This is a genomic window from Aquimarina sp. Aq107 (genome assembly GCF_943733665.1).
Classification (GTDB): Bacteria; Bacteroidota; Bacteroidia; order Flavobacteriales; family Flavobacteriaceae; genus Aquimarina.
The window spans coordinates 4,762,046-4,784,889 of the sequence record NZ_OX030782.1 but is presented as its reverse complement, the minus strand read 5'-3'; the positions used below and the strand labels follow the sequence as shown (position 1 = coordinate 4,784,889).

Here is a 22,844-nt window from a genome sequence, read left to right as displayed (position 1 = left end):
ATAACTTTTGGAAATCTCAATTAATTGATTATGAGTGAAAATAATCTTAGAATTTTGATAACAGGAAGTAATGGACAGTTAGGTAAGTGTATCAAACTAATCAGTAAAAAGTACTTCGGTTTAGAAGTAACTTTTAAAGATTCAAAAGAATTAGATATTACAGATAAAAGGTCTATGTTAAGTTTTTTGGAAGCTAAACATTTTGATAATATAATAAATTGTGCCGCTTACACTAATGTAGAGCAGGCGGAGAAAGAACAAGAAGAAGCTTTTTTAATTAATGCAGAAGGAGTAAAAAATATAGCAGAAGCTTGTAAAGTAAATGGTATTAGATTGATTCATATATCTACTGACTATGTTTTTGATGGAAAAAAAGATTCCCCTTATATTGAAGAAGATATTACAAATCCAATAAATGAATATGGGAAATCTAAATTGCTAGGAGAGCAATATATTCAGGAAATTTTAAAAGAATATTTTATTATTAGAACTTCTTGGTTGTATTCTCAATTCGGAAACAATTTTTATAAAACAATTTTAGAAAAATCAAAAACAGAAACACAATTAAATATTACTTCTTCTGAGATAGGAACACCTACCAATGCGAATGATCTTGCTAGTTTTATTCTTAATTTAATCGGAAGTAAAAATCAACAATATGGCATTTATCATTTTAGTAACCTCGGTAAAGGCACTTGGTATGATTTTGCAAAGGAAATTATTTCTTTACAAGAAAAAGACAATTTAAAAAAGTTAGAAAAAACACCTAATTACCCTACTTTGGCAAAAAGACCAAAGTATAGTGTTTTGGATAAATCAAAAACTGTAAGTGTTTTTGGTAATGATATTTTGGAATGGAAAGAGAGTTTGAAAAAACTAATTGTTGACTTAAAAAAAATATGAAAATAGTAGCCCTTTTACCAATGAAAGGTAATTCTGAAAGAGTTCCCAATAAGAATCTAAAAGATTTTTGTGGGGAACCACTTTACACAAGAGTTTTGGATACATTATTGGAATCAAGTTTTATAGATAAGGTTATAATAAATACAGATAGTTCTAGGATAAAAAATGAGGTGCAAAAAAACTATGATGACTCGGTTATAGTATTAGATCGGCCGCAAGAAATTATTGGGGATTTAGTATCGATGAATAAAGTCATTGAAAATGATATTAGTAGAATAGAAGCTGATTTATACATACAAACTCATAGTACAAACCCTTTACTTAAAACAGGAACACTAGATAGAGCCATACAGAAGATGTTTGATATTCAAAACAAATATGACTCTATTTTTTCGGTGACAAGGATTCAGACTCGGTTATATGATCAAAATGTAGCTCCTTTTAATCATGATCCGAAACAATTGTTACGCACTCAAGATTTGGAACCACTTTATGAAGAAAATTCTAATTTTTATATTTTTACTAAACAATCCTTTGTTAAATCGGGAGGTAAAAGAATAGGTGCGAAACCTTTTATGTTTGAAATAGATAAAACGGAAGCTGTGGATATAGACGAGCCGCAAGATTTTATTATAGCCGAATCATTATATAAATTATTGAGATGATATTTGATACTATAGATAACAAAGATCAGTATTTTCAAAACCCTATTTTTGAAGAAATATTTTCAAAACTCAAAACATTAACTATTGATACTCCCAATGGTAATTATTATGAATGTGATGCATATTACTTTAAAGTAATAAGTTATGATACAAAGGTGAACCCAACTATAATAGAATCTCATAGAAAAGAAGTAGATATACAAATACTTCTTTCTGGTAATGAACGTATAAAAATATATAATCCTAAGGAGGTAAATATAAGTGCTACGTATGATAAGGAAATAGATTGTCAATTTTATAAAAGTATTGGAATACCTGATTTGGAATTAAATTTGTCACCTGGAAAAATGGCGGTGTTTTTTCCACAGGATATTCACGGATGTCAGTATCCTGTGAATAATACAATAGAAAATATAAAAAAAATAGTTATTAAGATAGATGAAAAATTTTTCACATAAAAAAAGCCCTCTGAAGGAAAAACTTCAAAAAAAAGAATTGTCAATAGGTTCTTGGTTAACTATTCCTCATCAAGCAGTAATAGAAATCCTAGGAACAGCCGGATTTGAATGGTTAACAATTGATATGGAACATTCTCCAATAAGTATTGAAACTATTATGAATCTTATTGGACATATTCAAGGTAATGACATGCAGGCTTTGGTTCGAGTTAGTAAGAATGAGGAGGTAGCAATAAAAAGAGTACTAGATGCAGGAGCAGATGGTGTTATTGTTCCAATGATACGTAATAAGGAAGAGGCTAAGCAAGCAGTGGATTTTGTAAAGTATCCCCCTGTTGGAAAGCGAGGAGTAGGTCTTAATAGAGCGCAAAAATATGGAACGGCATTTGACACCTATCAAGAATGGGTGAAAAATGAAGTTGTAGTAATTGCTCAAATAGAACATATAGATGCAGTTAACAATTTAGAAGATATATTTGCAGTACCAGGAATAGATGGAATTATAGTTGGGCCGTATGATTTATCCGCATCAATGGGATATCCAGGAGAGTATGATCGAGAAGATGTAAAGGAAGCGTTATTAAGAGTCGATCAAGTAGCTAAGAAATTAGGAAAGCCTTTAGGGTTTCATGTTATAGATTCCAGTTACGAAAAGACATTAGAAAAAATAAAAAAAGGGTATTCCTTTATGGCGTTTAGTCTTGATTTTTTCTTTCTTGGGGACATGGCAAGACAGCAGATGAAACTTTTAAAATCTAAACTTTAAAAAAATGAAAAATGTTCTAGTTTTTGGAGGGTTTGGTTTTCTAGGGTTTTATTTGGTAAAAGAATTGCTAAACAGAGAATATGATATTATTGTTGCTGATATTGTTCAAAATGAAGAACTTAAGAATAGTGTAGAATATATTAAATGTGACATATCTAAAGAAGATGAAGTAACGAGTGTTTTTGAGCGATATAATTATGATATTGTGTATAATCTTGCTGGATTTGCAAACCTAGATAATGCAATAAAGTTTCCAATTAAGACAATTAACCTTAATGTTATTGGAAACATGTATGTTTTAGAACAATGCGTGAAACATAAGGTAGAAAGGTTTGTATATGCAAGTAGTGCTTATGCAATGAGTAATAAAGGTTCTTTTTATGGTATTAGTAAATTAGCTTCTGAAAAGATTATTGAAGAGTATAATAAGAAGTATGATTTGTCTTTTGTCATTCTTAGATACGGATCTGTGTATTCAGAAAGATCTTACGACAATAATTATATATACAATTTGGTAAAAAAGGCAGTTCTCGAAAGAAAAATTAATCATCACGGAGACGGTAACGAAATTAGAGAGTATATTCATGCCGCTGATGCAGCGAAACTATCCGTAGATGTTATTGAGTCAGATTCTTTTAAAAATTTACACGTTATACTTACAGGAACTGAAAGGATGAAGAGGATAGAAATGTTTCAGATGATAAATGAGATACTTAATAATGATGTTGTTATTTCTTGTAACGAATCGGGTTATAATAATCATTACAAGTTTACACCATATTCGTTTGAACCGAGTGTAAGTAAAAAATTAGTCGCAAACCCTCATATTGATATGGGACAAGGCCTTTTAGAATGTGTGAGGGCCGTATACAATACTAAATAATGAATGTTTTTGAATCATCAAGTTCTAATTTTGATCAGATAGCTTTAGAGTTTTTAGTTGAAAAACTGAATAACTTACAGAAATCTAAGGAAAAGATAACGATTGCTCTTTCTGGAGGGACTACACCAATGCCAATTCTTCAAAAATTAAGAAATGAGAATTTACATTGGGATCGTTTTCATTTTTTTATGGTGGATGAAAGGTGCGTACCTCTTCATGATGCTAAGAGTAATTACGGTACAATAAAAGGTCTTTTTTATGATCATATAGTATCTCATAGTTATTCTATGATCAATGAGGATCTAAGTATTGAAGAATCTATTATGGATTACAAGAGTGATATTCTAAATAGAGTTAAACTTGATGATAAAGGATTACCTGTATTTGATTTAATGTTATTAGGAATAGGCGAAGATGGTCATACGGCTTCTCTATTTCCGGGTACTGATGCTCTAAATGAAACAAAAGAAATAGTTGTGATAAATTATGTTTCTAAATTAAAAACGAATAGAATAACGTTAACGTACCCTGTAATATTAAATACATCCGAAATTGTAGTGTTAATTAAAGGAAGAAATAAGAAACAAGTTTTTGATCAATTATATACTCAAAAAAATACGAGTTATCCAATGCAGAAAATTGTGGATAAAAGGAGTGACTTAAACTGGATTATTGAAACAGAATAGAAATGATAATTAAAAATATATTTTTTGATTTTGATGGAGTAATTGCGGAATCTGTAAGTGCTAAGACAGATGCTTTTAAAGAGATGTATCTTCCTTATGGTGAAAAGATTGCTGATCAAGTTGTAGAATATCATATAAATAACGGAGGAGTTTCTAGATATGAGAAGTTTAGGTATTGGGAGAAAACATTTTTCGACAAGGATATTACCGAACAGAAAGTACAAGAATTGGCGCAAGAATTTTCTAATCTAGTACTAGATAAAGTTATTCATTCGGATGAAGTTCCAGGCGCAAAGGCCTTTATAGAGAAATATTCGCAGTCATTAAATTTTTGGGTCATAACAGGAACCCCTACCACAGAGATAGAAATTATAACTAAAGAAAGAAAACTAACTGAATATTTTATTGGTATTCACGGTTCACCTAAAAATAAGAGGTATTGGACGGAGTATTTATTGAAGCAACACGATTTAAAACGAAACGAAACTTTATTTTTAGGAGACGCTACTACAGATCAGGACGCTGCTGATTTTTCAAAGCTTCATTTTGCACTTAGAGAAAATAGTGAAAACAAAGAGATTTTTAAAAATTACGATGGGATGCGTTTCAAAGATTTTTCAGAATTAGAATTAATTATTAACGAGCATATATAATATACGGTAATGAAAGTACTATTAACAACAACATCTTTTCAGGATACTCCAGGCGTACATCAAGATTTACTGTATAGTCAAGGCTTTGATGTTGATACTTTAAGAGGTCCGATTTTAGAAGAGGAATTACTATCTGTTATTCAAAAATATGATGCAGTTATTTGTGGAGATGATGAGTATACAGAAGCTGTTATCAAAAAAGGGGTTGAGGGAAAGCTTAAATATATTTGTAAATATGGTGTTGGATTGGATCGTATTGACCTTGATGCAGCAAAAAAATACAATGTTCCTGTTACTAATTGTCCCGCGGTTAACCAAGTTTCAGTTTCGGAACATGTACTAGCACTATTATTCACTTTTGAAAGAAATGTACACTTACAATATAACTCTGTACAATCTGGAAGTTGGAAACGATGGGTTGGTAATGAGATTGAAGGAAAAACAATTGGTATAGTAGGTTTGGGGGCAGTAGGAAAAGAATTGGCAAAAAAATCGAGCGCATTAGGAATGAGAGTACTTGGTTTTGACATCCATAAAGATGAAGTTTTTTTAACGAAATATGACGAGGTTACTTTTGTAGAATCTATTGAAACAATTTATGAACAAGCGGATGTAATTAGTCTTCATTTACCGCATACGCCAAAAACAGAACATTTAATAAGTAGAGAAGTTATATTTAATAAGCTTAAAAAACAACCAATTTTGATCAACACTGCCCGAGGGATGCTAGTAGATTCTAAAGCGCTGATTGATGGACTTAAAAAGAAAAAAGTAAAAGGATACCTTACCGATGTACTAGCTCACGAACCAATGCTTGAAGATGAAGTTCTAAGAGGAGTTGATAATATTATAATCACACCTCACGTAGGATCTAGAACATATCAAAGTGTTCAAAGACAGGGGTCTATGGCAGTAAATAATTTGATAAGGCTAGTTGATAATAATTAAATGAAGAAGTTTTTCCAAAACCCCACTATTTCCAGTTGGGTTTTTCTTGGATCAAAAATATTGATCTTATTATTACTTACTACACTAATAATAAATAGGTTTTCAGTTGGTGAAATCGCGCTGTGGTATTTATATGCTAATATTCAGGGATTTGCGCATCTTTTTGATGTTGGTTTTTCTTCCACTATCATAAGATTCACGGCTTATAGTGTTGCTAATACTAATGAGAATAGCTTCTCTGATAGTTTTCGTCAACTTTACGGCTCCATGAATACAGTTTTCTCTGTATTATTAATTTTTGTTCTAATTTTTTTAGTCTTTGTAGGTAACTTTTCTGTCCTTGAAATAGTAAATGAAAATGGAATTTCTGATGGTTTAACATCATATAGTATTATTTGTGTAATAATGCCAATTAATTTCTTTCTGAAGAAAAATGATGCATTTATTAAGGGGCTCAATAAGGTGTCATTATTTAACAATTGGAATGCAATTATGTATTTTATGACTGGTATTGTGACAATTGTTTCAATTTTGTTGGATTTTCCTTTTTACATTGTTGTTTTGGTAAATCAGGTAGCTATACTTTTGAATAGTATTAAAAATATTATTCTGTTAAAAAGTGTCACAAATTTTAAGTTTAATGTGTTTCAATTTAGCTATAGCAAAAACATTCTTAAGGAGTATTGGGAGCCTACTTGGAAATCTGCTTTAATTTCTTTTTCTTCAAATGGCGCAAATAATTTTATAAGCATTATTATACCAAAATTTTTGAGTGTAGAAATTGTAGCGTCTTACTTGTTTTCTTTAAGATTGATACAAATTATTAGTGAATTTTCTTGGGCACCGTTTTATTCTCATCTTCCGGAATTCATAAAAAAATTCAAACAAGGAAGGATAAAGGAAACTGCAGATAAGGCATATAAACGATTAGATTGGTCTATTGTATTATTCGTTATAGGAATATTGTGTTTAGCGTTTTCTGCAGATTTTGCATTGACTTTAGTAAATGCAAAAACAGAATTTATTGAAGCATCATTGGTTAGTGCATTACTTATAATGTTTGTGCTGGAAAGATTTACTGCAATGCATTCTCAAGTAGTGATGTTTTCTAATAATATAGAACATTACAAACATTATTTGTTTTTGGCTTCGTCTTATGTAATAATTGTAATTTTATCAATAAATTCGCTAGGTTTATATGCGATCCCTTTTGCATATATTATATCGGTGTTATATCCATTAATAGTGATTTTAAAAAGATCGTTATCGGTTATGGATAATTCAATTAGTATTTATTTTAAAAAGAGCGTTTTAAAAGTATTAATATTACTTATTTTTACTTCAACAGTTATATATTTATGGGCGTAATAAGGAAAAGAATAAGACAGTTTTTATACGTTTTGGTGAACATACGAACCTACTTATATCTGCTTTTTTATAAATTTAAAAATCATAATTCCAAAAAATTATTTGTTTATACTGATTCCAGAGGTTTTGAGATTAGTCAAATAAAAAATCGTAAAAGCCCATTCTCTTCTTATTTATCCTATTTGGTTAAAAATTATAATTGTGATGTTTTTATATGCCCAGAAAAACATACTACGGTTTTTGATTTCTTATATAAATATCAAAAACTTAAGCATAAAAAATACCATGCGGTTATAGCGCATATTGGTGTGGTAGATTTTTCACCAAGACCAGCTTCGCAAATAGAAGGGATATTAAATTTGAAGAAAAATAAAATAGAAAATTGTTTTGATAAAGAGTTTTTTTATCAAGTTAATGATATTAAAATCTATCCAGAACAATATATGAATGAAGATACTACATCATTATTACCGACAGAGCTAATTAATAAGGTTGCAGAAGAGTTTAATAAAATAGATGATTTAATTTGGATAACTTGCAATCCAGTAGATCTTAATTGGAGAGGAAATTACAAAAGAGATCGTCCTGTAAATATCAATGTGGTTAATGATAAGAGTATTGTGATGAAAGGATTGCTTAGTGATCGAGTTAGAGTAATTGATTTTACTAAATTCTCTATGGAGGAGGTGCATAAATATACTTGTGATAATATTCATATGTCACCAGATGGAATGAAATTAATAGAAAACGAATTAAAGAAAATAGTATAGAATAATGATAAAACTACTTAAGAACGTTGTCAAGAAGAATCTTCCGCTTTGGTATTTAAACCAACCAGGAATTATTTTTGGGTATAATAAGAAAAAGATTAAAAAACTTAAAAATAAATTTGAAGGACAAAGATGCTTTATTTTAGGTAATGGCCCGTCGCTTAATAAAATGGATCTTTCAAAACTGGATAATGAAAGTAGTTTTGCAGTTAATGGGATTTTTTACAAAACGGAGGAGATGGGTTATAAACCAACATTTTATGTTGTTGAAGATGGAGCCGTAATGAATGATAATAAAAAGAAAATTAATCAATTTAAATGTGAGTATAATTTTTTTCCTAGTATCTATAAAAAAGATATTAAGAATAGAGAAAACACTTTTTTCTTTAATATGGATAGATCTTTTTACGAGAAGAGAAGTTCATATTTTGAGATTCCTAGATTTTCCCCTGAATGTTCCGATAGAATTTTTTGTGGTCAATCTGTAACTATAGTTAATTTACAATTAGCTTACTATTTGGGCTTTAAGGAAATTTATTTGATAGGAATGGATTTTAACTATGATATTCCTGATAGTTTAAAAATTGACGGACACGTTTTTGAAAGTACTGAAGATGATGTAAACCATTTTCATCCTGATTATTTTGGAAAAGGTAAAAAATGGCACGATCCGAAACTACATAATGTGTTGAAAAGCTACAAGATGGCTAAGTTAATGTTTGAGTTGGACGGTAGAAATATTTATAATGCAACTGAGGGAGGAAAGTTAGAAATTTTTGATAGAGTTAATTATAATTCTTTATTTTGAGAAAGACTTTTAGTTTGATATTGGCCACTTATGGAACTCAAAAAATTCCTTTAATTAAAGAATTTCTTTTCTCAATTAATGAACAAGAATACGAAGATTTTGAGTTAATCATTGTTGACCAAAACAAAGATCAAAGCGTAAAGCAATTGCTAGATAGTAAAGATTGGAACTTTTCGTTTAATTACCTTAAATCATCACCAGGTCTTTCCAAAGCTAGAAATGTGGGATTAGACGCTGCTAAAGGGCATATTGTTGCATTTCCTGACGATGATTGCTTATATACAAATAACCTGCTAAAAAGAGTGGATGCTTTTTTTAAAGAGAAATCAGAAATTGATGTTTTGGCTATCGACACTAGAGATACCATTTCTCTTAAAAAACTTCCTTATACTAAAAAAGTATCTGGGGATTTTGAATTTTTTAAAAATGATATTTTTAAAACAGTAACTTCCATTTCAATATTTTGTAAAAATTATGAGAATATTAGATTTGATGAAAGATTAGGCTTGGGGACAAGACACAGTAGTTGTGAAGAGTTTGATTTTGTGACCCAATTTTTTAAAAGAAAAAGTAGGGCCTTTTTTACTGATAAATTACAGGTTTTACATCCAGACCATTCTGATTTGAATTTTGCATTAATAATTAAAAAAATTAAAAAACATGCATTAGGGCATGGAGCATATTTTAAAAAGCATTTAATATTTATATTACCTACAGCATTGTATTATATGCTTGTATCCCCTCTAGGAGGTATGGTTATTAATATTTTCAAATTTAATTTTGAAAAGACTAAAATGTATTATTATTTTTTAGCTACTAGATTAAAAGGATTTCTGACATTTTGATAAAAAAATATGAGAATATCTTTAAAAAAATATAATCAGATCTTACTTATTATTAGTTTTTTGGTTTTGCTTTTATCTAAAGCACTTGCCGGAACAGTATATTCGAGAATTCTTTCTATTGGTTTGATATTAATTTTCGGGTTAAGTGTAATAGCATTGTTGAAAATTAGAATCAAACATACAATCACTAATTATCTATTTTTAGTATATCTATTATTATTTGTGTCATCACTGGTAAAACAGTTTTTTCTTACTGACCTTTCTTTGCCTGGATTGATTAATGTGTTTTTGTTTTTTTTAATAGTAGTTTTTGTTCAATGTGTTGCCATACAAAGGATTAGACCAAGTTTATGGGATATGGTTAAACTACTATATTATATATTGTTTTCTTACGTATTTTTAAATATCTTTTTGTTTATTCTGGGATTTGAACAAGATCGATATATGGGTACAAATGCTCTTTTGGGTCTTTTAAATATAAATCTTGATAGGGCAAGTTTTATATTTGCGCCAAGTTTGGCATATTTTGCAATGATTTGTGGAGTTTGTGGATTAATATCATTGATTTTGTTTTTTGAAAACAAAAAGTTTCAATTTCTTATTGGCTTTGTTATTTCAGTTACAGCATTGCTCCTTACAGATTCCAGAGGACCAATCTTTGGGTTGGTTATAATTTTTCTTTTTCTTTTTCCTCTAAGACGTTTGTGGATTAAATATCAATTAGCATTATTTCTTTTTTATATCTTTTCTGTAACCCTTTTTGTATCGGTTATGTTTTTTATAAATATGTATATTTTTGATTTGGAAAGTTTATCAAGAGGAGGAGATACGTCTTTGCTATCTAAAAGGGATTTAATATGGAATCTTTTTTTTGAAAACTATGATCCTTCTTTTTTCAATCTCGTTTTTGGTTATGGAAATGTTGGTCAATATATATCTGGAATTTCTTCAAAATACAAGTTTTTATTTGTTAATTGGTCTAATCCAGATCATATAAGTCTTCATAATAATTCGTTACAAATGTTAATAGACATTGGTGTTTTAGGAATTATAAGTTTTAATTTTGTGTTGTATAAAGTGAATAAATTTTGTATTGATGAGTATAAGAAGAATAAAGAGACATATTTGTTGATTATTCCAGCAATCATTAATTACCTTTTAATATTAGGGTTTTCTGACATTATAGCTAATATTTCTAATGTTGGTGTTTATTTTATTTTAATATTTCTAATAATTGGAGTTATTAGTCAAAGCAATCATAAATAATTTTCAGATTTTAAGTTTAGATGAAGTTTTCAGTTTTAATATCAGTATATAAAGGGGATGACGCGCTTTTTCTAAAACAAGCTTTGGAAAGTATTTGGGATTATCAAAATTGTAAACCTAACGAAATAGTCATTATTAAAGATGGTAAATTAACATTAGAGCTGGATAGCATTGTTGATAATTTCGCCAAAAAAGCACCTGTGGTATTATTCGCTCTTGATGAGAATAAAGGATTAGGAGAAGCATTAAGAATTGGAGTGGGAAAATGTCAATATAAGTGGATAGCTAGGATGGATTCAGATGATATTGCACATCCGGATAGGTTTAATCGTCAATTTGCCTTTTTAAAAAACAATGAATCCATAGATGTCTTAGGTAGTTTGATACAAGAATTCACTGGTTCGTTGGAGAATTTGACTTCCACAAGGGTTGTACCGGAAAGGCATCTAGAAATACGACAAAGACATAAGTTAAAAAATGCTGTTAATCACGTAACAGTAATTATAAATAAAGAAAAACTTTTAAGTTCCGGAAACTATCAATCAATGTTGTTTTTTGAAGATTATTTTTTATGGGCAAGAATGATGATGAATAAATGTAAGTTTTATAATCTTCAAGAATCATTAGTATATGTTAGAGTAGGTAATGATATGATTGGAAGAAGAAAAGGGTTTTTTTATGCTAAGAATGAAATGATATTTTATAAAAGTCTTTTTAAAATTAACTTTTTAACTTTTTTAGAATTTATAAAGGCAGTTATGTTTAGAGTTCCATTGAGGTTTTTACCTAGAAATATTTTATCGTTTTTTTATAAAAGAATTGTTAGATCGTAATGAAAGAAGCTCAGCTATATAAATCACTTATTTCTGGAAATACGGTATATTTTTTTTTATGCCTTAATGCTCTAACACTTTCTTGGGATTTAAATTTAAATACATATTCAATTGTAGCTACAATACTGGTTTGGATTATATATCTGATGAAGAATTCTTTTAAAGTTAAAAACTTTAAAAGAAAAGAAGTTTTTATCCACACTTTTCCATTTGTAATAGCGGTCATAGGTTTGTTTTATACTGAAAACATTGACTATGGAATTAAATATATTAGTAGACTAATAGGGTTTGTTGTTTTTCCCTTAATATTTAGTTCAGTTAAGTTTTCTTATAAAAAGTATACTAATATTTTAATTGTATTTGTGGTAGGTTGTTTATTGTATAATTTTTATCTGTGGTTCGGATTTTTTGAATATGATATAAAGCTGTTTATCAATAGTTTTTTCCGAAAAGGTATACTACTTAGGTTTAATGAGTTTATTTCCGATCAAGATAAGGATAATCATCCCACCTATTTTTCATTATTTTTGATATTAAACTTTTTTACGAGCATATATATTATTATTAAGAATAAATCGAACCCTAAAATTATTGTCATTTTTTCTTTCGTAATAATTTTTACTATATTATTTCTCTTTTCTTTAACTGCCAAAATGCCAATTGCATCTGCTATGTTAATTATGGTAGTAATGCCTTTGATATATTTTATAAAGAATTTTAAGAAAAAAGCCTTTGTTATATATTTGTCCTCAATTTTGATGGTTATAATTATCGGAGCCGTTTTTTTAAAAGATGTGCCAAATAGAGCTGTTCAAGAAGCCTATAATTATTATAATTATTTTCTAGGAAATGAATTGAAGCCTTTTTATTCATACAAGGAGTTTTCCGTGAATTATGATACTTTTTGGTGGGAAAAAACGAATAGGATAGTAATTTGGAAAAATAGCTTCGAATTAATGAAACGTTCGCCAATAATTGGTTTTGGTACTGGAGATGTTCAAGATAAGCTTACGGAAGTTTATAAAGAGAATAAAGAACTTTGGAGAATGCAATTCTTTAATTCTCATAATCAATATATAGATTATCAACTTAGATATGGGGTGTTAGGAGTAGGATTACTTTTTTATATGCTGTATTTTTATTTTCGTAGAGCAATAGTCAATTCTGATTATCTATATGTATCATTCATTATTTTAGTTTCATTATGTCTTTTGACGGAAAACTTGTTCCAAAGACATTGGGGTATAATCTATTTCGCATTTTTTAATGCCTTATTTTATTATCGGAAAGTAATAATTAAAAAAGATTAATTATTATTTTAGCGCAAGATAAAACCAATTAATGAATAAACTCCTTACGCTTAGTGTAGTTGAGAGAAAGTTATTTCTATTTACAGGAGATATGGTAATTGTTATTTTTTACCTATATTTACTTGTAAATAGAACACTAAAAGGAACTTTTGATAGCGATAAACATAGTGTAACTATCTTTATTATCGGAATAATTCTTTTTTCTGTTATAGCATATATAATTGATATATATAATCTAGAAAGAGCCTCTAAACCAATCACTATTTTCAGTTTATCTCTTATTGTAGGAGTCTTGTATTCATTTAGTGTTTTTTTTATAACCATTATATTGATAAATACCACTGTGAGTAGACCGTATCTTATGGTGTTTCTGGCACTGTTACCTTTTTCTTTAACTGCCTGGAGATTGATATGTTCTAATTTCTTTATATCTCAGCCGTTTTTGAAAAAAACTATTTTCCTTTACGAAAAAAACTTCGAAAATGATGTAATCGATAATGTTAGTAATATAGAAGGAAAGAACAATTCTAATGGATTTAATGTGAAATTAAGTATTGCTACAAATCAAGAAGGGTTTAAAAAAAACCCTGAGAGACTAAAAAAAATTATTGATAAAATAGACACTGTAATAATTAGAATAAAGAACTACCAAGAAATGCCAAAAGAAGTAGAGCAGTTCCTTACTAAAAGTATGTATTTTGGTAAAGAAGTATTCACATACACTTCTTTCTATGAATCAACGTATGAAGCTCTTCCATTAAATTTGTTAGGGAATAATTTTTATGAAGTACTACATTTAAAAAATACAAGATCCCATTATATTCAGAAGTTATTTACTAAAATTGTAGATTTTTCTTTATGTTTCGTAGTGGGAATATTTTTTGGTTTAGCTGTACCTTTTGTATGTTTTTTCAACTTTTTTTTTAATAAGGGTCCTCTTTTTTATATTCAGAAAAGAATAGGTAAAAAAGGAAAAGAATTTAGAATCTATAAATTCAGATCTATGGTTGTAGACGCGGAAAAGTTAGGAGCTAAAATGGCTACAAATAACGATGCAAGAATCACTCCTTTTGGAGGTGTTTTGAGAAAATTTAGGATAGATGAATTACCTCAAATTATTTCTGTAATTAGTGGGGATATGAGTTTTATTGGGCCAAGACCAGAAAGAAAGGTTTTTGTGGATCAGTTAGATAAAATAAATCCCTTTTATTCAGTGCGACATGTTGTTAAACCTGGTATAACAGGATGGGCTCAAGTAAAGTATAAGTATGGAGAAAATTTGGATGATTCACTAAGGAAATTAGAATATGATTTGTACTATATTAAAAACAGATCCATAACTTTGGATTTAAGAATTTTATTTAAAACAATAACAACAATAATTTTCTCTAGAGGAGTTTAAAGTTAATTTATTTTTTTAGTTAAGTTAGATTAATATTTAATCAACTTTCTATACTAATTTATTTAAAAAACTTTAGCTAAGAACAGGCGATATAAGAAGCATTAATTATTTTTAGTTTTGTAGAGATTTAAATAACTATTGACCTATTAATATAATAGGTTTAAAAGAATATATATGGAGTATAAAAAACCGAAAGTAATTGCAGAGATAGGTTGCAATCATAAAGGAGAAATGGAGATAGCTAAAGAGTTATTACGTCTTTCGAAAGAATGTAATGCTGATGTCGCTAAGTTTCAGAAAAGAAATAATAAGGAATTATTAACCGAAAAACAATATAATGCTCCACATCCCAATCCAAGTAATTCCTATGGAGATACTTACGGAGCACATCGTGAATTTCTAGAATTTTCGGTAGAACAACATAAAGAGCTTAAGGATTATTGTGATGAAATAGGAATAGAGTATTCTACCTCAGTTTGGGATGTTACTTCTGCGCAAGAAATGATTACTTTTAATCCATCTATGCTAAAAGTTCCATCCGCTTGTAATAATCATTTTGAAATGCTTCGAGTATTAAGAGATGAATATACTGGAGAAGTGCATTTATCATTTGGTATGACAAACCAAGATGAAGAAAAACAGATTATATCCTTTTTTGAAGAAACAGATCAAGCAAAACACAGATTAGTTATTTACTCGTGTACCTCTGGATATCCAGTACCATTTGAAGATGTTTGTTTATTAGAAATTTCTCGATTAAAGAATGAGTATGGTAATAGAGTAAAAGATATTGGGTTTTCTGGACATCATTTAGGAATTGCAATTGATAATGCCGCTTACACGTTAGGAGCAACTTGGGTGGAAAGGCATTTTACTAAAGACCGAACCTGGAAAGGTACTGATCACGCCGCTTCTTTGGAACCAACAGGATTAAGAAAGTTATGTAGAGATTTATTCGCAACTTTTAAGGCATTGAATTATAAACAAACAGAAATTCTAGAAATAGAACAGGTACAAAGAGACAAACTCAAGTATCGCAAACAATGAAAACTATTGCATTCATACCCGTCCGAGGAGGCAGTAAATCTATTCCTTTAAAGAACATTAAGGAGTTTTTTGGTAAGCCATTGGTATATTGGACTATTAAAGCCGCGGTGGAAACTAAGGCTATTGATGAGGTTATTATTGCCACAGATCACGAAGAAATAGAAACTGTAGTAAATTCTTTTGGTTTTAGTAAAGTATCTGTATATAGTAGAAATAAGACTAATGCTCAGGATAGTTCATCGACAGAGAGCGTTATTTTAGAGTATTTGAATGCAAGAAAATTGGATAAAAATGATGCCTTTATTTTAGTTCAAGCGACATCGCCTTTATTAACTGCAAACGATTTAGCCGCTGGAATTAATATGTTTGATAAACAAGAGTATGACAGTATTCTCTCTTGTGTATTATCAAAACGTTTTTTTTGGAAAGAGAATGGTGATCCGATAAATTATGACCCTTATAATCGACCTAGAAGGCAAGATTTTGAGGGAATAAACATGGAAAATGGAGCTTTTTATATAAATACTGTAGGAAGGATTGAAGAATCAAGGAATAGACTTTCCGGAAATATAGGAATATCTCTAATGCCTGAATATACTGATGTAGAACTGGATGAAGAAGATGATTGGCAGAGAGCAGAAATTTTAATGAAAAAATATCTGTTTCCTAGAGAAACAAAGAAAAAAATATCATTGTTTATTTCTGATATTGATGGAGTGTTGACTGACGCCGGGATGTATTATAGTGAGAATGGAGACGAGTTAAAGAAGTTTAATACTCATGACGGAATGGCTTTTCAGTTAATTCGTGAGAACGGTTTAAAAACAGCTATTATAACATCAGAAAATACCGAGTTAGTAAAAAGAAGAGCAAATAAATTGAAAGTTGATTATTTGTATCAAGGAAAACGAGATGGAGGAAAACTTTCAGCTGCTCTGGAGATTTGTAAAAAAGAAGGTATTACAATTGATAATGTAGCTTATATTGGCGATGATATTAATTGTTTTGAATTGTTGAGTACGGTAGGCATAGCAGCCTGCCCATCTAACGCTTTAAATAAAATTAAAGATATTCCTGGAATTATAAAACTATCTAGAAAAGGAGGAGAAGGCGTTGTAAGAGAATTTTATGAAGAAGTTTTATCGAAAATTCTTTAGATAGCCGAAAAGAATTACTTTTTTAGATGAACTATTATGAAAGCAAAAATTATTATTGCTTCTCCTTTACAGCTGATTAACGCTATTGAAGCAAAAGAATATTTAAATGTTAAAAGTATTGATATTTCTTTTTTTAGTGATGGAAATATCACTAATGAAAGACAGGTAAAATCGTTAATACAAGAGCTAAAAATTAAGGCAACTTTATCTACTATTGAAATACCAAAAAACCCAAATTTCTTAGAAAGAATACTATTCTTAAAAAACCTAAAAAAAAATAAGCTTAATATTGATAACTACGAGTATATTATTGTAGGTCATTTCAGATCTATATACCAAGCCGCTTTTGCAAATTTATATAACGCAAAATATGTTTTTGTGGATGATGGCACAAGGAGCTTAGATGACATTTCTTTTTTAAATAGATTTGGGTATAATACAAAAGCGTATAAGCTAAAAACGTTGTTGTATGCTTTTTTTTCAGTGAAACCATATCTAGTATGTAAAGAATATACTTTTTTTTCTTACTATGCTAAGAAAATTGAAGTGAAAAATCATATCCAGATATTGGAGAATACTTTTTCTTATATGAGAAGTCTGAACAGAAAAAAGAGTTCTAAAATTGAAAAGAAAATTGCTTTCGTTGGGCAAAGTCTGGTAGATTCTAAATTAGTAACGTTAGATTTTTATCTTAGTTTACTTAATAATATTGATAGATATTATAAAAATAAATATCCAAAAGGTATTACAGTAGAATATTATGCGCATAGAAATGAATCTGATAAAGTTTTAGAGTTAGTTGCTAAAATGCCTAATTGGGTGATCGTGAAAAATAAATTACCATTAGAGTTACATTTTTTGTTCTCTTCTCAGTTTCCTGAGGAAGTTGGGCTATTTTTCTCATCAGTCGCTGAGACATTATCAGTTATTCTAGGAAATGAATTAAAGCTTAAATCTTTTTTTATTCCTACAGATAAATTATTATATAGAAAATCAGAAATCAATAATCTTTTTGAAACGAATCGGGAATCCGAAGACATTGAATTAATTAGTAATTATAATTATTGATGAAAAACTTAATGAATTGAGTCAAAAAAAACTTCTTAGAAATTCTGGAATCTATAGCATTCTAATGCTACTTCAAAAAGGAATTAATTTTATCTTAATTCCTGTTTTGACAGTTTATTTGTCCACGTATGATTATGGAGTTGTAGCAATTGTTATTGCAATTAATGCCTTTCTGAATGTCTTTTATTTACTGTCACTTCCTGGTACGCTAAATAGGTTCTATTATGAGTTTAAAGATGATCAAAAAAAGGTAAAAAAGCTGTTTGGGACTATAATTACTTTTGTTTTACTAAATAGTTTTGTAGTTACATTAATTATCTTTTTAGGCAGAAAGTGGTTATTACTGCCATTTTTAGAAGACGTTGATTTTTTTCCTTTTATGGCTCTTGGTTTGATATCTGTTATTTTTAACCCTTGTTATACTATATATCAGAGTTCATTACAATCAAGACAAGAAGGAGTTCGTTTTGGGAAAAATAATGCAATATTTTTTTTAGTAAATATTATTTTACTATTAACAAGTGTAATTTTTTTCGATATGGGTGCTAAAGGAGTTTTGGGGTCTTTAGCAATAACTAATGTTGTTTTTTTCATCTATACTCTATCGAGATTTAGAAAAGATATAACATTTGGAATTGATGTTGACATACTTAAGAAATCTTTAAAATATGCTTTTCCATTAATCCCTCATACTTTATCAGGTGTTACAACAATGTTAATTGATAGAATAATTATTAATAAATTGTTGAATACATCTTTAGTAGGTATTTATAGTATTGGTAATAACTTCGGTAGTATTGTTTTTTTAATTGCTTCAGGAATAAATCAAGCTTTTGTTCCTTGGTTTAATCAAAAAATAAAAGATAATAGCCAAAAGTCAATTCCGGAAATTGCAAAATTGATTATTGTTTTTTATTGCTTGGTCGCTTTGGGATTATCTTTTTTCGGTAAAGAAGTAATAATGTTGATTACACCAAAAGAATATCATATTTCTTGGATGGTAATACCTTGTATTGCATTTGCATTTGTATACCACGGTGTGTACTATTTTTTTGCAAGCGCTTTGTTTTACGATATTCAAGGTCGAGGAAATCGAATTATACCAGTATTTACAATATTAGCAGCTGTAATAAATATCATTCTAAACATGATATTAATTCCTCGGCACGGAATTTTTGGAGCAGCAGTAGCGACGTTGATAAGTAAGTTTTTATTATCAGTATCGCTTAGCTTTTTTTATAATAGGTTTGTCGAAATACAATACCCAGTATTCTATATGATCTTTTTACCATTAGGGTTTTATGCTTTATCACTTGTAAGTTATATATCCTATGTCGAAATCTATCATTTTTTAAGCATAAAAATCATCATCTTTGTTGTTGTTCTGATTTTTTGCTTTTTGTTTTTCAAGAAAGAAATCAAAACTTTGTTCAAAGAAAAGAAAATATTTAGTTGAAGGTTTTAATTGTCAATACATTATATCAGCCATTTAAAGTTGGAGGTGCGGAAATCTCTGTTCAGACGATAGCAGAAGGATTGTATAAAAGAGGAATTGATGTTGCTATTTTAACCCTAGGAAAAAATGAGGAAGAAGTATACGTAAATAAGATACCAGTATATAGACTTGCATTAAAAAACGTATTTTGGCCTTTTGATCAGGTAGATCAGTCAAAAGTTAAAAAACTGAAATGGCACTTTACCGACATATATAATAAAAAATATAATACTAGTTTTCTTAAAATAATTAGTGAGTTTGATCCTGACATTATCCACACCAATAATCTAATGGGTTTCTCTGTTTCCATTTGGGATATAGCTAAGAGTAAAGGAATCAAAGTTGTACATACACTTAGAGATTATTATTTACAGTGTCCTAAAACCAATAAATTTAAGAACGATAATTGCGAAAAACAATGCATGGAGTGTGTGTGTTTTTCTGTTATAAAGAAGACAAAGTCTCAATCTGTCGATAGTGTTGTTGGAATCAGTAATTTTATATTAAAGGATCACTTAGATAAAGGATATTTTAAACCTTCAGTTAAAAAAGTAATTTACAATGGATTTGATACCACAAAAGAGATATCATTGAAATCGAATTTTAAGAACCAAACTTTTTTGAAGTTTGGTTTTATTGGGCAGGTAAATAAAGCTAAAGGAATTGAAATTTTAATGCAAGTTCTGACAGGGTTTAGGGATTATAATAATTGGAAACTATATATTGCTGGTAGAGTAGAATCATCATATAAAGATTTTTTATTGTCTTTTTTACCAGATGAAAAAGTCGAATTTATGGGATATGTAAAACAGGAAACCTTTTTTAATACCATAAACGTTTTGGTTGTACCTTCTCTATGGGAAGAACCATTTGGAAGAGTTGTATTAGAAGGAATACTAAGTAATGTTCCTGTTTTAGGAAGCAATAAAGGAGGTATACCGGAAATATTAGGTAATAATTCTAAGTTTACTTTTAACCCTTTAAATGAGGATTTAAAAAACACACTAAAATTAATAATAGAAAACCCAAAGGAGTTAAATACATTTAACTTTGATATGGATTACATTTATAAGTTATTTTCTTTAGAAAGTATGATTGATCAATATATAAAAGTATATGAGGAATTAAAAAATTGATTCATCTCCCTTTGCGAAAGAATAGTTTTAAATAAATACAACGAAAGAATTAGAGTAATGGTAAAAATTAAAAAACGGATAAAAAATTCATTACCCAACAGTGTTGTCGCTTTATTAAGGAACATAAAATTATTTCCTAAAAATGTGATGCTTATTTTTGCAGGATTTTATTTCACCTATTTTATTAAGAAATATAAGAATAACGGTGTTTCTATTACAATACCATTCTCATTAACAGACTTTAAATTTAGAGGACGTTTTGTTTTTAATAATTACGAGACTGAAGAGGCGGAATATCTTTCTAAATATTTGTCTCCTGATGCAACAGTAATTGAGTTAGGTGGTTGTTTAGGTTTTGTATCCTGTTTAACTAATAAAATACTTGAAGATAAAAGGAAGCATATAGTTTTGGAAGCGAATCCAAATTTGATGCCCTGGATTAATAAAAATAGAGAAGATAACAATTGCTTTTTTTCTATTGAAAATGCAGTAATTTCAAAAGAACAAGAAATCCAATTCTACATTCACGATTTAATTGTAGGAGGAAGTATTAAAAGAAAAACAGGGAATCAAGTTAATATAAAGGGTATTACGTTTGATTCATTACAAGAAAAATATAAACTTACTTTTGACACCTTGATTATGGATATAGAAGGAGGTGAATTAGATCTTTTTAGAAGTCAGAAATTAGAAATCGAAAAATTTAAAATGATTTTTTTTGAAGTTCATCCGTTTGCAGGTATATTAACTAATGAAGAAGCTCAAGAATGTGAAGATATTCTCTCTAGTCTAAATTTTAAATTGATCAAAAGAGATGGGCATTTTCAAGTTTGGGAAAAGTTACCTTCAAGTCATTAAGTAGGATATAAAAATGTAAATTTACCAAAATTTAGTCGTTTCAGATAAGTTTAATAATATGATGATTAATGAAAATTAGTTTTAATCTAGAAGGTGTCACTTTTTACATAGTACTTCTATTAGGCATTTTCAATTCGGTTTTTCGTTTTTATCTATTAGACACCCCGTTTTCCCCTATTGTTTATATTGCTCAGCTATTAATGCTTATAGTTGTTGGTATTCATTTTATATATTTTTTGAATCAAATTAATGTCAAGAGAATTTTTCTATTATTGGCAATTATGATTTTTTTGGCATTTTTAGTAGGTATAATTTATACAAATACCCTTCTTCAGGTGTTTATGGGACTTTATATTTTGATTCCTCTTTTTTATGGGTTTGTAATGTATCCTTTTTTTGAAAGAATATTAAATAATAAAAACTTCTATACGATTATATTAATCATAGGAATTGTGGGTGTATTGCTTAATGTTGTTTTCATTTTTCCTTGGGAAGGTTTTAAGTACGAGGTTTATGGAAAGACAATTGAAGGTAATCGTTTTTGGACATCTCTAGGAACAAGAAGGCTTTCTGGACTAGGGAGATCTTCATTCGAAACAGCTGGATATATACTTTTTTTAGGGATCATGTATATATTAAAGAATTTTAGAATTAACCTTGTCTGGATATTAGCAGGCATTGCTATTTATTTTACAGATACTAAAGGGATTTTAATTGCATATATTCTTATTTCATTACTAGTGCTACTATGGAATTATATTTCAGATTATTCAAAAAAAATTGGATTGATTACTATATTATGTATTAATCTTGCGCTTCCCTTACTTGCTTGGTCATTTTCTATTGATGATATCACTAGTATTAAATTTTTAAGATCTTTTGAAATGAGGTTAGAAGGTACTTGGCCAGAAGCTTATAAATTAATTTCAGAATCAGGAAATATATTGACAGGAAGAGGCATAGGAGGGATAGGAGTTCCTCAAAACTTTTTTGAACCAGAACTGTCCCATCCAGGTGATAATTTATTTGTATATCTAATAGCGATTTTTGGTATAGGAGCGTTCGTTATATACGGTTTTTTGGTTAAAGGCGTTTACAATAAGGAAGTAACGAAAACAGAAGCATATAAATTATTCTATATACTCTCAATTTATGTGTTTGGGTATGGTGTAACTACAAATGTTATTGAATTACCGGTAATGAGTATATGTCTTGGATTGGTTTTTAGATATTGGGTAGATGATAAAAATTATGAAATTAACTAGCTATAGACACCTTTTTGGATTAGAGTCAGAATTTAGTATTAATAGTCTATTTTTAATATGTTCATATTTTTTATCTATTTTTCCAATACTATCCTTTGGAATTAGATCTGTAATTATTGCGGTTTGGAGTTTTTTAGGAATCTTATGTTTGATAAGGAGTTCTTCTTTTCCATTTATAAGAACAGATAAAACAAATAGGTTATTAATCATCTTTTTATCTACATCTTTCATTTTTTTAATTTTTAGTTTGTGGT

The 22,844-nt window shown here is 28.9% G+C and carries 25 protein-coding genes; 23 read left to right on the top strand and 2 right to left on the bottom strand.

Translation table 11 applies throughout. The features are described 5' to 3' along the window. The first annotated feature begins 30 nt into the window (after positions 1 to 30). The 14 genes from rfbD to NMK29_RS20770 all read left to right on the top strand — a co-directional run bounded on the left by rfbD (position 31) and on the right by NMK29_RS20770 (position 11,852). The gene (rfbD, locus tag NMK29_RS20835) at positions 31 to 903 is read left to right on the top strand and encodes a dTDP-4-dehydrorhamnose reductase (protein ID WP_108802658.1); all 873 of its coding nucleotides are present in this window, start codon (positions 31 to 33) and stop codon (positions 901 to 903) included. Beyond that, a complete protein-coding gene (locus NMK29_RS20830) occupies positions 900 to 1,568 on the top strand; it encodes a cytidylyltransferase domain-containing protein (protein WP_108802659.1) in 669 nt (222 codons plus the stop codon). The genes rfbD and NMK29_RS20830 overlap by 4 nt, the downstream gene beginning before the upstream one ends. Next, positions 1,565 to 2,026: a YhcH/YjgK/YiaL family protein gene (locus NMK29_RS20825; protein ID WP_108802660.1), complete on the top strand. Its 462-nt coding sequence runs from the start codon at positions 1,565 to 1,567 to the stop codon at positions 2,024 to 2,026. Before NMK29_RS20830 ends, NMK29_RS20825 begins: the two co-directional genes overlap by 4 nt. After that, on the top strand, positions 2,007 to 2,792 hold the full coding sequence (locus NMK29_RS20820) for an HpcH/HpaI aldolase/citrate lyase family protein (RefSeq protein ID WP_108802661.1): 786 nt from the start codon (positions 2,007 to 2,009) through the stop codon (positions 2,790 to 2,792). The genes NMK29_RS20825 and NMK29_RS20820 overlap by 20 nt, the downstream gene beginning before the upstream one ends. A gap of 4 nt (positions 2,793 to 2,796) precedes the next feature. Beyond that, the gene (locus NMK29_RS20815) at positions 2,797 to 3,675 is read left to right on the top strand and encodes an NAD(P)-dependent oxidoreductase (protein ID WP_108802662.1); all 879 of its coding nucleotides are present in this window, start codon (positions 2,797 to 2,799) and stop codon (positions 3,673 to 3,675) included. Further along, on the top strand, positions 3,675 to 4,361 hold the full coding sequence (pgl, locus tag NMK29_RS20810; RefSeq protein WP_108802663.1) for a 6-phosphogluconolactonase: 687 nt from the start codon (positions 3,675 to 3,677) through the stop codon (positions 4,359 to 4,361). The genes NMK29_RS20815 and pgl overlap by 1 nt, the downstream gene beginning before the upstream one ends. Positions 4,362 to 4,363: 2 nt before the next feature. After that, positions 4,364 to 5,014: an HAD family hydrolase gene (locus NMK29_RS20805; protein WP_108802664.1), complete on the top strand. Its 651-nt coding sequence runs from the start codon at positions 4,364 to 4,366 to the stop codon at positions 5,012 to 5,014. Between the two features lie 9 nt (positions 5,015 to 5,023). Continuing rightward, a complete protein-coding gene (locus tag NMK29_RS20800; RefSeq protein WP_108802665.1) occupies positions 5,024 to 5,962 on the top strand; it encodes a phosphoglycerate dehydrogenase in 939 nt (312 codons plus the stop codon). Further along, a complete protein-coding gene (locus NMK29_RS20795; RefSeq protein ID WP_108802666.1) occupies positions 5,963 to 7,330 on the top strand; it encodes a hypothetical protein in 1,368 nt (455 codons plus the stop codon). A gap of 182 nt (positions 7,331 to 7,512) precedes the next feature. Beyond that, positions 7,513 to 8,100, top strand: coding sequence for a hypothetical protein (locus tag NMK29_RS20790; RefSeq protein WP_254097285.1), 588 nt, complete (start codon positions 7,513 to 7,515; stop codon positions 8,098 to 8,100). 4 nt (positions 8,101 to 8,104) lie between these two features. Further along, on the top strand, positions 8,105 to 8,908 hold the full coding sequence (locus NMK29_RS20785) for a 6-hydroxymethylpterin diphosphokinase MptE-like protein (protein ID WP_108802668.1): 804 nt from the start codon (positions 8,105 to 8,107) through the stop codon (positions 8,906 to 8,908). Continuing rightward, positions 8,905 to 9,753, top strand: coding sequence for a glycosyltransferase family 2 protein (locus tag NMK29_RS20780; RefSeq protein WP_159092152.1), 849 nt, complete (start codon positions 8,905 to 8,907; stop codon positions 9,751 to 9,753). Before NMK29_RS20785 ends, NMK29_RS20780 begins: the two co-directional genes overlap by 4 nt. A 9-nt stretch (positions 9,754 to 9,762) precedes the next feature. Next, positions 9,763 to 11,019 carry an O-antigen ligase family protein gene (locus tag NMK29_RS20775; RefSeq protein ID WP_108802670.1) on the top strand — a complete coding sequence of 419 codons (1,257 nt, stop codon included), beginning with the start codon at positions 9,763 to 9,765 and terminating at the stop codon, positions 11,017 to 11,019. 20 nt (positions 11,020 to 11,039) lie between these two features. Continuing rightward, complete coding sequence (locus NMK29_RS20770; RefSeq protein ID WP_108802671.1) at positions 11,040 to 11,852, top strand: glycosyltransferase; 813 nt, start codon at positions 11,040 to 11,042, stop codon at positions 11,850 to 11,852. A gap of 10 nt (positions 11,853 to 11,862) precedes the next feature. On the opposite strand, the gene NMK29_RS20765 is transcribed toward NMK29_RS20770, so the two are convergent. After that, the gene (locus NMK29_RS20765; protein ID WP_254097283.1) at positions 11,863 to 12,078 is read right to left on the bottom strand and encodes a hypothetical protein; all 216 of its coding nucleotides are present in this window, start codon (positions 12,076 to 12,078) and stop codon (positions 11,863 to 11,865) included. Here NMK29_RS20765 and NMK29_RS23825 point away from each other — a divergent pair. The 9 genes from NMK29_RS23825 (at position 11,999) to NMK29_RS20720 (ending at position 22,590) form a co-directional block, all read left to right on the top strand. Then, positions 11,999 to 13,162: an O-antigen ligase gene (locus tag NMK29_RS23825; RefSeq protein WP_256481321.1), complete on the top strand. Its 1,164-nt coding sequence runs from the start codon at positions 11,999 to 12,001 to the stop codon at positions 13,160 to 13,162. The genes NMK29_RS20765 and NMK29_RS23825 overlap by 80 nt on opposite strands. 31 nt (positions 13,163 to 13,193) lie before the next feature. Next, positions 13,194 to 14,564: an exopolysaccharide biosynthesis polyprenyl glycosylphosphotransferase gene (locus NMK29_RS20755; protein WP_108802673.1), complete on the top strand. Its 1,371-nt coding sequence runs from the start codon at positions 13,194 to 13,196 to the stop codon at positions 14,562 to 14,564. A gap of 174 nt (positions 14,565 to 14,738) precedes the next feature. Then, positions 14,739 to 15,611 carry an N-acetylneuraminate synthase family protein gene (locus NMK29_RS20750; protein ID WP_108802674.1) on the top strand — a complete coding sequence of 291 codons (873 nt, stop codon included), beginning with the start codon at positions 14,739 to 14,741 and terminating at the stop codon, positions 15,609 to 15,611. Beyond that, positions 15,608 to 16,768: an acylneuraminate cytidylyltransferase gene (locus NMK29_RS20745; RefSeq protein ID WP_108802675.1), complete on the top strand. Its 1,161-nt coding sequence runs from the start codon at positions 15,608 to 15,610 to the stop codon at positions 16,766 to 16,768. Before NMK29_RS20750 ends, NMK29_RS20745 begins: the two co-directional genes overlap by 4 nt. Positions 16,769 to 16,804: 36 nt before the next feature. Continuing rightward, the gene (locus NMK29_RS20740) at positions 16,805 to 17,836 is read left to right on the top strand and encodes a hypothetical protein (RefSeq protein ID WP_108802676.1); all 1,032 of its coding nucleotides are present in this window, start codon (positions 16,805 to 16,807) and stop codon (positions 17,834 to 17,836) included. 16 nt (positions 17,837 to 17,852) lie between these two features. After that, a complete protein-coding gene (locus tag NMK29_RS20735; protein WP_159092153.1) occupies positions 17,853 to 19,292 on the top strand; it encodes a lipopolysaccharide biosynthesis protein in 1,440 nt (479 codons plus the stop codon). After that, positions 19,289 to 20,467 carry a glycosyltransferase family 4 protein gene (locus NMK29_RS20730; protein ID WP_108802678.1) on the top strand — a complete coding sequence of 393 codons (1,179 nt, stop codon included), beginning with the start codon at positions 19,289 to 19,291 and terminating at the stop codon, positions 20,465 to 20,467. The genes NMK29_RS20735 and NMK29_RS20730 overlap by 4 nt, the downstream gene beginning before the upstream one ends. 57 nt (positions 20,468 to 20,524) lie before the next feature. After that, on the top strand, positions 20,525 to 21,325 hold the full coding sequence (locus tag NMK29_RS20725; RefSeq protein WP_108802679.1) for an FkbM family methyltransferase: 801 nt from the start codon (positions 20,525 to 20,527) through the stop codon (positions 21,323 to 21,325). A 290-nt stretch (positions 21,326 to 21,615) separates the two neighbouring features. Beyond that, positions 21,616 to 22,590 (top strand): hypothetical protein, encoded by a 975-nt coding sequence (locus NMK29_RS20720; RefSeq protein ID WP_159092154.1) that lies wholly within the window; start codon positions 21,616 to 21,618, stop codon positions 22,588 to 22,590. Here the strand turns inward: NMK29_RS20720 and NMK29_RS20715 are convergent, their stop codons facing one another. Further along, positions 22,591 to 22,821 carry a hypothetical protein gene (locus NMK29_RS20715; protein ID WP_159092155.1) on the bottom strand — a complete coding sequence of 77 codons (231 nt, stop codon included), beginning with the start codon at positions 22,819 to 22,821 and terminating at the stop codon, positions 22,591 to 22,593. Positions 22,822 to 22,844 lie beyond the last annotated feature (23 nt).